Origin of the sequence: Thiomicrorhabdus heinhorstiae, from assembly GCF_013391765.2 — a bacterium.
GTDB lineage: Bacteria > Pseudomonadota > Gammaproteobacteria > Thiomicrospirales > Thiomicrospiraceae > Thiomicrorhabdus > Thiomicrorhabdus heinhorstiae.
Genome location: NZ_JACBGI020000004.1, coordinates 21,809 through 36,561, shown reverse-complemented (window position 1 = coordinate 36,561; position 14,753 = coordinate 21,809). Strand labels below are relative to the sequence as shown.

Genomic DNA, 14,753 nt, shown 5'->3' with positions numbered 1-14,753 from the left:
GTGAAAAACAAAAACATTCATCTGATACTCGGCTCCGGAGGAGCTAGAGGCCTAAGTCATATCGGCGTCATCCGCTACCTTCAGGAGCAGGGGATGAACATCACGCGAATCACCGGTTGTTCGATGGGCGCACTTGTAGGCGGTCTGTATGCGGCCGGTAAATTGGATGAGTATCAGTCTTGGGTAACACAAATCAATCGTTTGGATGTCCTGCGCTTTCTGGATCTGTCTCTAAACTCCAGCAACGGCTTTGTGAAAGGCGACAAGATCATGGACAAGTTACGCGATTGGGTCGGCGACATCGATATCGAGTCTCTGGAAATTCCTTTCAGCGCAGTCTCTTCAGACATACTTAGCCAAAAAGAAGTTTGGATCAATCAAGGCGATCTGATTGATGCCATCCGTGCATCGATTTCCGTGCCTGGAATTTTCACCCCACTGGTCAAAAACGGCATGGTTCTGGTCGATGGCGGCATTCTAAACCCGTTGCCTATTCCGCCAAAGTCGATGCAAGGCAATGAAATCACCGTGGCAGTGAGTTTATCCGGTAGAGCAATCAAGCAGCCTTTTGGAGAAGAACGTCCTCATATCGTCGCAGAATCAACCCTAAACGTGCAGCAAAACTCAACGGTCAACCGTTTCTTGCAGAACCTTCAGGATATTTTCAGCTCGGAACATAAAGAAGTCGAAAAAAGGAATCCGACCGATATGTCCTTGTCGGACATTATGATTGGGATGTTCAATGCTATGCAGGATACTTTGGCACGCTATCAACTGGCGGGATCGCCGCCGGATATTCTGATCGAGATTCCGGCTAATATCTGCAGTTCTCACGACTTCCATAAAGCCAAACAGCTGATTCCGGCAGGTTACTATTGGGCAGAGAAATCGATTCGTCAGCAACTCGATTTCTTATCTGATTGACGATTATTTAGCTGCATCCGCTTTTTCGACCGAATCGCTTTTATCTACCAATTCATCACCACTATCGTGCTTGCTTCTCTGTGATGTCGTCGGTTCAAAATCGTCGTCGTCCATTAAGATTCGACTCGCCTGGCCATCCATATCATCAAAATAGCCTTTTTTCGCCATCCAGATAAAAACCACCACCACCAGGAAACCGAAAAACAGCATCATTGGGATCAAGCCATAGATTACATCCATTATCGTCTCCTTAATTGCCGGAAAATTAACTGCTTACGAGTTTACTCGTCTTTGACGAACCGAACGATCGCTGAAAAAACTGCGAATGCGCGCCGCATTACCGATTACCACCAAACTGCTTAAAGGCATGGTGATCGCCGCAATTAACGGAGTCAGTACTCCGGTCATCGCCAGAGGTACCATAATCAAATTATAGGTAATCGAACTGGCAATATTCTGTTTAATGGTGCGCAGGGTCCGTTCGGATAAAGCCACTGCGGTATCGACCGCCAGCAGCTCGTTATTCATCAGAACAATGTCCGCGCTATCCATAGAAACATCGGTTCCGGAACCAAGTGCAATCCCGACATTGGCTCGCACCAGTGCCGGAGCATCATTGACACCGTCTCCGACCATCGCCACCTGGCTGCGGGAAGCTTGCAGATCACGGATCACCGTATTCTTGTCTTGCGGCAGAACTTCGGCAATCACTTCCATACCGCCGAGCTTTTCCGCCACTCGGTCGGCAACCACCTGCAAGTCTCCGCTCAGCAGAGTGACGCGCTTTCCGCGCGCTTTTAAACGTTCAATCAACTCTTTGGCATCCGCTCGAATCTGATCTTCAAGGAACAAGACGCCTACCACTTCGTCATTACAGGCAATCCATACCGCAGTCTGACCTTTCTCGGCATGCTGCTGCGCTTTTTCAAACAGCTTAACCGGTAATTCGATCCCCTCTTCCCGCAACCAGCGCGCCGTACCCAACGCATATTTGCGTCCGGAAATATCGGCTTCCACCCCTTTTCCGGAAACCGCTTTGAAATTTTCCACTTTCAGCCAGTCGGCATTTTTGTATTCGTATCTGGCTGCAATCGATTCACTGACCGCTTGACCGATACTATGCTCGGAAAGATGCTCGATCGAACCGACTTCAAGCAATAATTGCTTCTCGTCGATACCTTCCTTCCATTCCGAAGCGATCCACTGCATGCGCCCTTCGGTCAAAGTGCCGGTCTTGTCGAATACGAAATGATCGATCTGATGCAAGGTTTCCAGCACCGCACCGTTCTTAACCAGAATACCGTTTCGCGCCGACACCCCGGAAGCAACCGCAATCGCCATCGGCGTTGCCAAACCGAAGGCGCACGGACAGGTGATAATCAAAACCGCGGTCGCGGTCATAATCGCGTATTCGATGCCGGTATTGAAAAACCAGAACACAAAACTGGCGACCGCCAGACTGATGGTCGTCGAAACAAACCACGGCATAATTTTGTCTGCGGTACATTGAATCGGCGCTTTTGATCCCTGTGCCTCTTCAACCATAGAGACAATCTTACCAAGTTGCGTGTCCTGAAGAATGGAGTCAACCTGAACCTGTAGCGTACCGTCGATATTTACCGTTCCGGCAGCCACTTTAGAACCGACCGATTTATGAATTTCACGCGATTCGCCGCTTAGCATCGATTCATTGACCATCGCCTGGCCATCAATCACTCTTCCATCTACCGGAAACTTTTCTCCCGGCTTGACCTGAATCTGCATGCCGCGTGTCAAGGTGCGTACCGGAACGATTTGACTGCCCTCTTCGGTCACCTTCCGTGCCACCTTAGGTTGCAAATCCATCAGGCGTCTGGAAGCATCGACCGCTTTGTTTTTTGAAATCGCCTCCAAATAGCGTCCGATCAGCAACAGGAACATAAAATCGATCAAGGTATCGAAATAGACTTCACCGACATTTTCCGGATGCAGTGTCACCCAGCAGGAATATAGATAGGTCGTCAGCATGCCCAGACTGATCGAGACATCCATTCCGACACTGCGGCCTTTCAACGAAGTCCAAGCCCCTTTAAAGAACGGTTGTCCGGAGTAACCAAGGGTAACGGTGGCAATAATCAGTTCCAACCAATGGAAGTAGTTACGATATTCAGGATCGGTACTGGCTCCGGTATAGAGTGCGACCGAGAACCACATGACATTCATCATCGCGAAACCGGCAAAGCCCAGACGATATAAAAGATCGCGATTGGCTTTACGGAATGCTTCCTCACTGGCTGAGGCATCGTACGGAGTGGCATCGTAACCGATGCTGTTGAGTTTCTTGATAATCTCGGACAACTTCAAGCGACTGTTGTCCCAACGGATTTTGATCTGCTTATTGGTGAAATTGACGCGGGCCATTAAGACCGCATCCATTTTCGCCAGTGTGTGTTCAATCAACCAGACGCAGGCAGCGCAGTGGATCGCCTCCGACATCAGGGTGATTTCACGCTGATCACCCAAATTACTGACGTATTGCGATTGAACTTCGTCGTAATCGAAGAATTCGATATCTTTATTCGGCGCAGGAGGCGGGGAAAGCAACTCGCCATCCGGCGTTCTTTGATAGAAGCTCTCCATACCGGCTTCGTAAATCACCTCACAAACGGAGGCGCAGCCGTGGCAGCAGAAAGTACGTTCCTGACCTTTAATCGGTTTTAAAACCAGATCACCTTCAGGAATCGCCTGACCGCAGTGAAAGCAAGTTTCAGCCATGATTATTCAGGATCTTGAACCATAATGGAACGGCCGACATTGAAACGAGTTTCACCGCGGTTTACTTCCATAATCAAGTCCCATTTTCCTTTCTTAGGCAGACTGAATTCGGTTTCGAAAATGCCTGTTTCACCGGCCGATGTCAGTTCGGTTTTGCCGTCCAGATGGCGGTCCGACGGACGGTAGTAGAAAAGCGTCGCCTTATCGACAGCCAGTGGCTGGCCATCCTTATCGAGAACTTTCAGAGTGACATGCTCGGATTTCCCTTCACTCAAGATAGGCAAATCGATCTGTAATTGCCAGCCCAGTTGATCCATGCGCTTCTGCTCGGCAAGAATTTTATCCATGTTCTTACCTTGCTCATAAAAGTCTTCGACCACCAGCCCCGGGTTGGTAACGATTGCCATACTGACCATAAAGAAATTAACCGTCAATACGATCGATAAGATCACTACCCAGGCAATCACGAAAGGGTTTTTCCAGGCAACGCTCCAATCGCGCTGATCTTGCTTCTGGTCTTGTTTTAGCGGTTGAGCCACATCAGTCTCCCAACTTGAGAGATCACTGTAAACAGAGGTATAAAACCAGCTCCGTTCAGCAATCCTTAAAAATAAAAAAAGCCCTGATCTAAGAAGCAAATACTGAAATAAAACACAGTACGCTACTTATAAAAGGGCTCTATTATAACTGTAACTATCTGGATCGACTCAAAAAACGAATAATCTATCCATTAACGCAATTTTTAACGCGGCTTAGGTCCGATAAAGACGCTTTGATAATCTTCCCTGATCGCCGGGTTATTCAAATCCACCACTTTGATGGTAACAGGCACATTCGTATCGGTCAGCTGCTTGCGGGGAATTTTCACCAGAAGCGTGGTAGAACCAACGTTACCCGGCTGGATATGCACGATTTTATCTGCTTGATAAGTCAAACCTTCCGGACCGACCACGGAAATTTGCGCTTCCATCGGTTCTGCACCTTTGTTGACGATCTTAACCGTCCACTTATTCTGGATATTGCCATCACTCATCTGCACAAACAAAGGAGAACGTTCATGCAACGCCTTCACATCGATCGGTGACATGGTGGCCAAACCGTAAATCATTGCCGCAGCAGCAAACGCCATAATGCCACCATAGACGATCACGCGTGGACGCTTCCATACCGGCGGTAGTTTTTTACCGGCAAACTCTGCCAGCGAAGCGTAGCGAACCAAACCTTTCGGCTTTTTGATTTTCTCCATTACCGAGTCGCAAGCATCGATACACAGACCACAGGTAATACAACCGAATTGTTGGCCAAGGCGAATATCCACCCCGGTAGGACATACTGCCACACAAAGGTTGCAGTCGATACAATCACCCAGCTGCGGCGCTTCTTCCCCCGGTTTGACACGCTTCATTCGCCCGCGAGGTTCTCCGCGCTCCTGATCGTAGGTTGGAACAACCGTCTGAGTGTCGATCATCGCACCCTGAATACGTGCATAAGGGCAGAAACCGATACAGGTCTGCTCGCGTAACCAACCGGCAAAGAAATAGGTCGCAACACCAAGAGCAAGAATAATCGTCGTCTCGACACCACCCCACTCCAATTTGAACAGGCGACCCCACAAATCATAGGCATCGGTGAAATAAGCAACGAAGCTGAAGGACGTCAACAAGCCGATTGCCAGCCAGATTAAATGCTTCGGAATCTTAATTTTCAGCTTCTCAAGGCTAACCGGAGCTTCATCCAGTTTAATACGCTTGTTCGGTTGCCCTTCGAGTTTTTCTTCAATCCAGGTAAATACATCCGTCCACACGGTATGAAAGCAGAAATAACCACACCACAGGCGACCGGCTACCGCTGTCGATGCCGCCAGTAACAGGGCAAAGAAAAGCAGAATCATTGCCAGAATCCAGATATCCTGCGGCAAAATCGTCAAGCCAAAAATATGGAACTGGCGGTTAGCCAAATCCCAAAGAATTGCCTGATGGCCGTCCCAGCGCAGATAAGGCCCTAGAAAAAGCGACAACCAGAAAGCGGCAATAATCCACTTGACCGTTCGGAATTTACCGTCGATTCTTTTGGCATGCACTGTTCCACTGGTATGCACCGGCAGAATCTCCACACCGATGTTTTCCAAATTCTTATTGGAGGAATCAAACTCGTGCAGCACCGAACCGGTTTGACCGTTGTCCCGGTAAAGTTCCTTTTTATTTTCAGACATAAGACAATCCTTGCTTATTTAAGCGCATGGTTTTTCCGCCGAAAAACCTTATTAATATTGTGAATTCTATATAAAGCCAGTTAATAAATGAAAACGGTTTTTTCTATTCCAATTCATAAACAAAAATAGGCCTCGGGCTCGCAGGTAGTTCACCCCTAACCCCAGACCTACTTCAATTTAGGAACTGTACAACTTATTTGTCCGCGTCGTCTTTTTCCAAACCTTCGATTCCGCGAGCAGCTTTCCAGGCAAATCCGATCAAAGCTACTAAGGTTAAAACCACAGCGCCGATAGATCCCCAAAGTACCCAGTCATTATTTAAATCACCCATTCCAAACTCCTTTACTTGATCTAAATCAAGTTTTTCTCAGGCTAAAAACGAAAAAGGAGAACAATTTGTTCTCCTTTTTATCACTCAAACTTCAGGCTAACCACCTTACTGTCCACCACCCAATTCGTGAACATAAACCGCTAGACGTTTAATATTCACTTCTGGGTTAGGAAGTCTTTCTTTAAAGGCCGGCATAATCGCTTGACGAGTACCTTTAATGTATTCGCCGTTTTTCTTAACGTTAACACCGTAAGTAATTACGTTCTTAATCTCTTCGCGATCAGAACTGAAACGCCATACCTGGTCAGTCAAGTTTGCTGCACCGGCAGGAGCCAGAGGCTTACCTGTAGGTCCGTGGCAAGCCAGACACATACCTTTAGCAAATACCGCCTTACCGGCTGCGTATTGAGCGTCATTACCTTTTCCTTCAGAAAGCGCAACAACGTAATCGGTAACATGATCGATATCTTCGTCAGTCAGGTTACCCATCATGCCGCGAGCAGGCATATTACCTACGCGACCGTTAGTGATCGAAGCTTGGATTTGGTTCGCTTTACCGCCCCACAGCCAATCGTCGTCAGCCAAAACAGGGAAGTTAGGGTTACCAGCACCACCGGCACCGTGACAAGCCGCACAGTAATCACCGAATAGCATCTTAGAGGTTGCAACAGCGTAAGACTTCAATTCGTCGTCCTTAAGAATGTCAGCAACAGACATGGAAGCCAACTTTTCTTCTTTATCGGCGAACTTAGCTACACGCCAATCCTTTAACACCTTATAGTCGTCGTTGTACTCATTGATCTGAGTCCAATCGGTCAAACCTTTGGTGAAACCGCCCATCTTGTCGGTCAACGGAATAACCGGATAGTACAAAGTGTAGAAAATAATCATGATGAAACCGGCATAGAAGGATAGCATCCACCAAAGCGGTGGCGGGTTATCCAACTCACGGATATCCTCATCCCAAATATGCCCAGTGTTCCCTTCATCTGGCCATGGATTATGATGTGCCATATTCAATTCTCCTCAGAATGTTTAATCATCTTTCAGTATTTTATATTTTTCTTCTTCCAGCTCTTTACGCTTGCTAGGACGCAGTGCCATGGCAAAGGTAATCAGCATCCCGAAGAAAACGACTACTGTGATGATTAGACCAGCCCAGTCCTGGGACGTCATCGACGCCCAGTCCGTGCTGAAATAGTGTTCAAGTCTGCTCATTGCTTACTGACGATAGACTTTGCTGTCATCCAGCTTAACCATCGTTCCCAATACCTGCAGGTAAGCGACGATTGCATCCATTTCGGTGTAACCTTCAATCGCTTTATCCGCATTTGCGATTTCTTCATCCGTGTAAGGTACGCCAAGAGTACGCATTACCGACAAACGCTTTTGCATATCGCGTTTAGTACCGAAGAAATCTTCAGAAACCATGTTTTCAGCCAACCAAGGGTAAGCAGGCATAACCGACTCAGGCACTACGTCCTGTGGACGAAGCAAGTGCATAACATGCCATTCATCGGAATATTTACCGCCAAGGCGAGCCAGGTCAGGACCTGTACGCTTTGAACCCCATTGCATCGGGTGGTCATACATCGATTCCGTTGCCAATGAGTAGTGACCATAACGTTCACGCTCATCACGGAAAGGACGAATCATTTGAGAGTGGCAAATATAGCAACCTTCACGAAGGTAGATATCACGCCCGGCTAGCTCAAGTGGAGTATAAGGTCGAACACCGTCGCCTTTTTTCCAATCAGCTAGAGTCCACTTACCGTTTTTGTCTTGCTTGTACAAGGCTTTGTCGGCAACCAGTTTCCCGTTCGCATCTTCAGTGAAAGTTCTTTCCCATACCAACTCAGGGAATTTTTCGTTTTTAACGTTACCGTATTTATCGGTTGTCTCGGTGTAATCAACCGCTGATTTTAAATAGAACAGAGGTACGATTTCAACGATACCGGCGATAGATACCGCTAAAGCTGTCGCGACGAATAGGGCGAAAATATTACGCTCTAAACCGTCTTGAATATTTTTTGGTTTGTCGTGTTGATCTGACATGAGTTTGTGCTCCTCAACTCAATAGCTTCAATCCTAGCGACGAAGAACGTCGCTAAAAATGATTTCTCAAATTAGGCGTGAGCCTCTACCTTTTGCGACGCTTTAGCGTTCGCCATACGGATTGTCATCACTACGTTATATAGCATTACAACCGCACCGGAGAAGAACAGTAGTCCACCGAAAGCACGCATCGCGTAGTATGGGTGCATCGCAGATACTGACTCAGCGAAGGTATAAGCCAATGTGCCGTATTCGTCATACGCACGCCACATCAGACCTTGCATGATACCGGATACCCACATCGCAACGATGTAGAACACAGTACCAATTGTCGCCAACCAGAAGTGGAAGTTAATCAACTGCATAGAGTACATTTCTGTTTTCCACAGCTTCATAACCATGTGATACAAGGCACCGATCGAAACCATTGCAACCCAACCCAAAGCACCAGAGTGAACGTGACCAACCGTCCAGTCAGTGTAGTGAGAAAGCGCGTTTACGGTTTTCGCAGCCATTACCGGACCTTCGAAAGTCGACATAGCATAGAAAGCAAGAGAGATGATTAGGAAACGAAGGATATAGTCTGTACGTAGACGGTCCCAAGCACCAGATAGTGTCAACATACCGTTAAGAGCACCACCCCATGAAGGAATGATCATCGCCAGAGAGATTACCGCACCTAGAGAACCCGTCCAGTCTGGAAGAGCTGTATATTGCAAGTGGTGAGCACCCAACCAAACATAACCAAACATCAATGCCCAGAAGTGGATGACTGATAGACGGTATGAGTAGATTGGACGTTGTGCTTGCTTAGGTACGAAGTAGTACATGATTGCAAGGAAACCAGCAGTCAGGAAGAAACCTACCGCATTGTGTCCCCACCACCATTGAATCATGGCGTCTTGAACACCGGCGAACATTGAATAAGAACGGAATAGAGAAACCGGAATCGCCAAGCCGTTAACAACATACAGGTAAGTGATCGCGATCATCATCCCCATGAAGAACCAGTTCGACACGTAAACGTTCGGATGCGTTTCTTTGTTACGAGAAGCGATTGTCATCACGAAGTTAAAGGTATACAAGGTCCATACCAAAGCAACCGCAATCGCCAGAGGCCATTCCTGCTCGTGATATTCCTTACCGGTCGTCATACCCAGAGAGATTGTAACTACTACAGCCAAAAGACCGATCGTGAACAAAATCGCTGTCCACCATGCCATAGTATTACTCCACAACTTCACACCGTTCGTACGTTGAACCGTATAGAAAGCCGTCGCCATTAGCGTCATACCACCGAATGCAAAAATTACGGTGTTTGTATGCATAACACGTAATCTGGCAAAAGTGATTTCCGCAATATCAAAGTTTAACTGTGGCCATGCAAGCTGTGACGCGGCAAAGGTACCCATAAAAGTACCCAATACCAAAAACACAATTGCACCCACTGTTAAATACTTCACCACGCCATTGTCATATTGTGGCTTTGCTGTCGTATCCATCAGTCGGATTCCCCTTTATAGTCTTACAAGTTTTGTCCTTATCCATTCGCGACCAAGCTCGGATGCAGACTCCTCAGCGGTGATTATACATAGCTGAAAATTCCGGACCTTAAGAAACGTCTCAAAAACTTAATTTATATCAAGTTTTCTAATGAAACGCCCCCGAGCAAACATCCCTAAATGCACAGACACCCAGAAAATAACCTTGAAATTATCCCAGAAGCCCCCTCTTATTGCACGCCAAAAATAATTTATAAGGACATATAATAAAATCCTTATAAACCTCGACATTCATGCGGCTCTACAGCTTTAAACAAAGCTGATCAACCTCATTAAAGCCCAAGAAAAGCATAGGTTTTTCATACCCGCATTCGGGAACAATCCAAGTTATTTCATCCTTTTGCAGAATTTTCGCATAGATAGCACAAAACTGCTTTCAAGCTTTTTTATCTCCCCTTAAGCCAGGGTTATAATGTTCAACCCCGCGCTTTTCAGTTATCATATTCCGTCTAATATATTTGTTTAGGAACATCCGGATGCGTACCGCGACTATTGAACGAAACACACTAGAAACGCAAATTACTCTGTCGGTCAACCTGGACGGCCAAGGTGAAGCCCGTCTGGATACCGGCGTACCCTTTTTCGAGCATATGCTCGATCAGATCGCCCGTCACGGCATGATCGATCTGGATATCAAAGCCAACGGCGACACACATATTGACGATCACCACACGGTAGAAGATGTCGGTATCAGTCTAGGCCAAGCGATTGCCAGAGCCGTCGGCGACAAAAAAGGGATTACTCGTTACGGTCATGCGTATGTTCCTTTGGACGAGGCGTTGTCTCGCGTAGTCATCGATCTGTCGGGGCGCCCCGGCTTGGAGTTCCATTGCGACTTTACCCGCGAACAGATCGGCACTTTCGAAACCCAGCTGGTGATGGAGTTTTTTCAAGGCTTCGTCAACCATGCCCAGGCGACACTGCATATCGACAATATCCGCGGCATCAATGCACACCATCAGGCAGAGACGATTTTCAAAGCCTTTGGACGCGCTCTACGCATGGCATTGAGTGCCGATGAACGCATGGCCGGAAAAATGCCTTCGACCAAAGGAAGTCTGTAAATGAATCAAAAACTGGTTGCCGTAATCGACTACGGCATGGGCAACCTGCGCTCGGTCTCCAAAGCGGCCGAGCATATGACAAATGATGAAACGCAGATAGTGGTAACTCACGACCCGCAAGTCATTGCCGACGCCGATGCGATCATTTTTCCCGGCCAGGGCGCGGCCAAGGCCTGCATGCAGGCCTTACAGGATACCGGTATGATTCACCCGGTGCAGCAGGCCGCCAAAGAGAAACCGTTCCTCGGTATCTGCATGGGGCTGCAGGTTCTGATGTCGCACAGTGATGAAAACCAGGGGATTGACTGCCTGGATATCATTCCCGGTAAAGTAGTGCAATTCGACCTGAGCGGCCATCCCGAGCTGAAAATGCCGCATATGGGCTGGAACCAGATTCACCAAACTCAGGATCATCCTCTGTGGCACGGCATTCCGCAAGACAGCCGTTTCTACTTTGTGCACAGTTACTATGTTGCACCGCAAGACAAAAGTACGGTGATCGGCGAAACTACCCACGGTCAGACGTTTCCGTCGGTGTTGAGCGCCCACAATATCTTTGCTATTCAGGCTCACCCCGAGAAGAGTGCCGAACACGGACTGCAACTGTTCAAAAACTTCTTAGAGTGGAACGGCCACTGATTTTCAAACAAGGTTCAAAATTAAGATGTTACTTATTCCCGCAATTGACTTAAAAGACGGCCAATGCGTGCGTTTGCGCCAAGGCATAATGGAAGACGCAACTGTATTTTCCGGCGATATCGTAGCGATGGCAGAACGCTGGGTTTCCCAAGGTGCCCGCCGTTTACACATGGTCGATCTTAACGGTGCCTTTGACGGCAAACCAGTCAACGACTCCGCCGTCTATCAAGTACGCGAAGCCTACCCTGATCTGCCGATCCAGATCGGCGGCGGCATCCGCGACCTGCAAACCATCGAAGCTTACCTGAATGCCGGCGTCAGCTACTGCATCATCGGTACCAAAGCGGTTCACAATCCGGAATTTGTCGCCGAAGCCTGTAAAGCTTTCCCGGGCCACATTATGGTCGGCCTGGATGCTAAAGACGGCATGGTCGCGATTAACGGCTGGGCCGAAGTCACCGACTATGAAGTCAAAATTCTGGCCAAGCAGTTCGAGAACGACGGTGTCGAAGCGATTATCTACACCGATATCGGCCGAGACGGCATGATGCAGGGCGTTAATATTGAAGCCACCCAAGCACTGGCGAAAGCAGTAAATATTCCGATTATCGCTTCCGGCGGCATTACCAATCTGGACGATATTCGCAATCTGGCTGCGATCGAAGCCGATGGCGTGAGCGGAGCTATTACCGGCCGTGCCATCTATGAAGGCACTTTGAATTTCCAAGAAGGTCAGGCACTTTCCGACGAACTTGCTCCGAAGGGGTGAAACCATGAGCCTAGCAAAACGCATTATTCCTTGTCTGGATGTCGATGATGGTCGCGTAGTAAAAGGCGTACAGTTCGTCGATATCCGCGATGCCGGCGATCCGGTTGAAGTCGCTAAACGCTACGACCAGCAAGGGGCCGATGAAATCACCTTTTTGGATATTACCGCCACCGCTCACGAGCGTAATACCACCGTTCACATGGTCGAGCAGGTCGCCAGTCAGGTCTTTATCCCGCTGACCGTCGGCGGCGGCATCCGCACCGTTGAAGACATCCGCACCATGTTGAATGCCGGTGCCGACAAGGTCGCCATCAACTCGGCAGCCATCTTCAATCCGGGCTTCGTTCAAGAAGCCTGTGACGCTTTCGGTTCCCAGTGCATCGTGGTCGCGATCGACGCTAAGCGCGTCACCACCGACGACGGCAGTGATCGCTGGGAAATCTTTACCCACGGCGGTCGCCGTGAAACCGGTATCGATGCCGTAGAATGGGCCGTCAAAATGCAAAAACTGGGAGCAGGCGAGTTGCTGGTTACCAGTATGGATAAAGATGGAACCAAAAGCGGCTTCGACCTGCTGTTGATGAAAGAGATTACCAGCCGAGTAACCATCCCGGTCATCGCTTCGGGCGGCGTCGGTAACTTGCAGCACTTGGTTGACGGCGTTAAAAAAGGTGGCGCCGAAGCGGTACTGGCCGCCAGTATTTTTCACTTCGGAGAACATACGGTTCAAGAAGCCAAAGAAGCCATGCAGGCACAGGGAATTGAGGTACGACTATGAACGACAAGAGCATCCTCGAACAGCTTGATGCCGTATTGGAAGCACGCAAATCCGAATCTGCAGACAGTTCTTATGTCGCCAGTCTATATGCCAAAGGCACTGAAAAGATTCTCAAAAAAATCAGCGAAGAGAGCCTTGAAGTTGCCATGGCAGCCAAGGACCATGATCATTCACAAAGCGATAAAGATAAGGAACACCTTATTTACGAAGTAACCGATTTATGGTTTCATAGCTTGGTATTACTCGCCTCGAAAAATATTAGCAGCGAGGCAATCATGACAGAATTACAACGTCGTTTCGGCCTATCCGGTCATGACGAAAAAGCCAGTCGCAAGGATGCTTAAACACCCTTTCCAGCATCCTCAATTCCAAAAGATTTATAGGAAGGAACCCTCAATGAATCCAGAAAAGAGCATTTTCAGTAAAATCATCGATCGTGAAATCCCTTCGGATATCGTCTACGAAGATGATAAATGTATCGTCATCAACGATATTAACCCGAAAGCTCGCGTACACCTTTTAGTCATTCCGAAAAAACCACTCGAAACCTTGTTTGAGTTGTCTCCGGAGGATAAGGACTTGATGGGCCACATGATGCTGCTATTGCCGCAACTTGCTCGGGCGCAAGGGCTCGATGGCTTTAAAACTCAGATCAATACGGGCGAAAGCGGCGGACAAGAAGTTTTCCATATTCACATCCACCTTCTAGGCAAGTGATCGTTCGCAAAGTAGAGAAGGTATGAAATTCCGCCATCGCTACAATAAATTATTTTTGTGCAATCGACCGCAACAATTTGATATTATTAGCGGCCGTTTATAAACTTAGACACGCTATTATCGGTCGAAAAGTTTTGCCAGAGCAGAACTTTTGACAAACTTTGAGGCGCCATTCGAAATCGGAGACATTATTATGGGCATCAGTATTTGGCAACTATTAATCATCCTTGCAATCGTTTTAGTTCTATTTGGTGCTAAACGTCTACGCAACGTCGGCAGTGATCTTGGCGGTGCGATCAAAGGCTTCAAAAGCGCTATGAAAGACGAAGAAAACAAAGACGATAATACTGAAAAGAAACTTGAGAAAAAAGACGGCGACGTTTTCGAAGCGACTGCTGAAACCAAAACGGAAGAAAAGAAAGACAAGGCTTAATTCCGTTTTAGAACAGGACGTCCTACTCAATGTTTGATATTGGCTTTCTAGAAATCCTGGTCATCATGATCATCGCTCTGATCGTGATCGGTCCTGAACGCATGCCCGAAGTTGCCCGAAAAATAGGCAGCTTTATGGGTAAAACGCGTCGCTTTATCAATTCGGTAAAGGAAGAAGGCCAAATTCAGGAGACTATTCGTGACTTTAAAGATTCCATGAATCTTGAAGAGGAGCAGCGTCAGATCAGTAATATCACTCAAGAACTGGAACAAGGGTTAAACTTTTCCGACATGTCGGATTTGAATGTTGACGAACTAAAACGTCCTTTCGGCAGTGCCGACACCGACGCTCAAGCTAGCAGCGGCGGTAATCAATTCAATCGCGCTCCGGCGCAACCGGTCATGCCAAAACCGGAAGCGCCAAAAGACACGACTCCACCAAAAACCGCCTCGACAGCAGAGACCTCTACTCAAGGCACGCCTGCAGGCAAGGCGCCTGAAACCGATAAAAGCTAG

Annotated in this window: 18 protein-coding genes; 9 read left to right on the top strand and 9 right to left on the bottom strand. The window is 47.9% G+C overall.

The window, feature by feature from the left end; genetic code table 11:
- Positions 1-924 (top strand): patatin-like phospholipase family protein, encoded by a 924-nt coding sequence (locus H8792_RS03845; RefSeq protein WP_319558171.1) that lies wholly within the window; start codon positions 1-3, stop codon positions 922-924.
- A 3-nt stretch (positions 925-927) separates the two neighbouring features.
- Here the strand turns inward: H8792_RS03845 and ccoS are convergent, their stop codons facing one another.
- The 9 genes from ccoS to ccoN form a co-directional block, all read right to left on the bottom strand.
- Positions 928-1,164, bottom strand: a complete 237-nt coding sequence (ccoS, locus tag H8792_RS03840; RefSeq protein ID WP_185977615.1) for a cbb3-type cytochrome oxidase assembly protein CcoS — start codon at positions 1,162-1,164, stop codon at positions 928-930.
- Positions 1,165-1,197: 33 nt separating this feature from the next.
- Positions 1,198-3,678, bottom strand: coding sequence for a heavy metal translocating P-type ATPase (locus H8792_RS03835; protein WP_185977614.1), 2,481 nt, complete (start codon positions 3,676-3,678; stop codon positions 1,198-1,200).
- Between the two features lie 2 nt (positions 3,679-3,680).
- Positions 3,681-4,217: a FixH family protein gene (locus tag H8792_RS03830; protein WP_185977613.1), complete on the bottom strand. Its 537-nt coding sequence runs from the start codon at positions 4,215-4,217 to the stop codon at positions 3,681-3,683.
- Between the two features lie 203 nt (positions 4,218-4,420).
- Positions 4,421-5,890, bottom strand: coding sequence for a cytochrome c oxidase accessory protein CcoG (gene ccoG / locus H8792_RS03825; RefSeq protein WP_185977612.1), 1,470 nt, complete (start codon positions 5,888-5,890; stop codon positions 4,421-4,423).
- 193 nt (positions 5,891-6,083) lie between these two features.
- The gene (locus tag H8792_RS03820) at positions 6,084-6,221 is read right to left on the bottom strand and encodes a hypothetical protein (protein ID WP_185977611.1); all 138 of its coding nucleotides are present in this window, start codon (positions 6,219-6,221) and stop codon (positions 6,084-6,086) included.
- A 105-nt stretch (positions 6,222-6,326) separates the two neighbouring features.
- Entirely contained in the window at positions 6,327-7,235 is a 909-nt protein-coding gene (ccoP, locus tag H8792_RS03815; protein WP_185977610.1) for a cytochrome-c oxidase, cbb3-type subunit III, read from the bottom strand.
- Between the two features lie 21 nt (positions 7,236-7,256).
- Entirely contained in the window at positions 7,257-7,439 is a 183-nt protein-coding gene (locus H8792_RS03810) for a cbb3-type cytochrome c oxidase subunit 3 (RefSeq protein ID WP_228766927.1), read from the bottom strand.
- A gap of 3 nt (positions 7,440-7,442) precedes the next feature.
- On the bottom strand, positions 7,443-8,276 hold the full coding sequence (ccoO, locus tag H8792_RS03805) for a cytochrome-c oxidase, cbb3-type subunit II (RefSeq protein ID WP_185977609.1): 834 nt from the start codon (positions 8,274-8,276) through the stop codon (positions 7,443-7,445).
- Between the two features lie 71 nt (positions 8,277-8,347).
- Positions 8,348-9,778, bottom strand: coding sequence for a cytochrome-c oxidase, cbb3-type subunit I (gene ccoN, locus H8792_RS03800; protein ID WP_185977608.1), 1,431 nt, complete (start codon positions 9,776-9,778; stop codon positions 8,348-8,350).
- Between the two features lie 536 nt (positions 9,779-10,314).
- On the opposite strand from ccoN, the gene hisB reads away from it, so the two are divergent.
- The 8 genes from hisB (at position 10,315) to tatB (ending at position 14,753) form a co-directional block, all read left to right on the top strand.
- Complete coding sequence (gene hisB, locus H8792_RS03795; RefSeq protein WP_185977607.1) at positions 10,315-10,902, top strand: imidazoleglycerol-phosphate dehydratase HisB; 588 nt, start codon at positions 10,315-10,317, stop codon at positions 10,900-10,902.
- Positions 10,903-11,541, top strand: a complete 639-nt coding sequence (gene hisH / locus H8792_RS03790; RefSeq protein ID WP_185977606.1) for an imidazole glycerol phosphate synthase subunit HisH — start codon at positions 10,903-10,905, stop codon at positions 11,539-11,541.
- Positions 11,542-11,566: 25 nt separating this feature from the next.
- The gene (gene hisA, locus H8792_RS03785) at positions 11,567-12,310 is read left to right on the top strand and encodes a 1-(5-phosphoribosyl)-5-[(5-phosphoribosylamino)methylideneamino]imidazole-4-carboxamide isomerase (RefSeq protein ID WP_185977605.1); all 744 of its coding nucleotides are present in this window, start codon (positions 11,567-11,569) and stop codon (positions 12,308-12,310) included.
- Positions 12,311-12,314: 4 nt separating this feature from the next.
- Complete coding sequence (gene hisF / locus H8792_RS03780; protein ID WP_185977604.1) at positions 12,315-13,088, top strand: imidazole glycerol phosphate synthase subunit HisF; 774 nt, start codon at positions 12,315-12,317, stop codon at positions 13,086-13,088.
- Positions 13,085-13,432, top strand: a complete 348-nt coding sequence (locus H8792_RS03775; RefSeq protein ID WP_185977603.1) for a phosphoribosyl-ATP diphosphatase — start codon at positions 13,085-13,087, stop codon at positions 13,430-13,432. Before hisF ends, H8792_RS03775 begins: the two co-directional genes overlap by 4 nt.
- A gap of 52 nt (positions 13,433-13,484) precedes the next feature.
- A complete protein-coding gene (locus tag H8792_RS03770; RefSeq protein ID WP_185977602.1) occupies positions 13,485-13,805 on the top strand; it encodes a histidine triad nucleotide-binding protein in 321 nt (106 codons plus the stop codon).
- A gap of 193 nt (positions 13,806-13,998) precedes the next feature.
- Positions 13,999-14,238 (top strand): Sec-independent protein translocase subunit TatA, encoded by a 240-nt coding sequence (tatA, locus tag H8792_RS03765; RefSeq protein WP_185977601.1) that lies wholly within the window; start codon positions 13,999-14,001, stop codon positions 14,236-14,238.
- A 29-nt stretch (positions 14,239-14,267) separates the two neighbouring features.
- Complete coding sequence (gene tatB / locus H8792_RS03760) at positions 14,268-14,753, top strand: Sec-independent protein translocase protein TatB (protein ID WP_185977600.1); 486 nt, start codon at positions 14,268-14,270, stop codon at positions 14,751-14,753.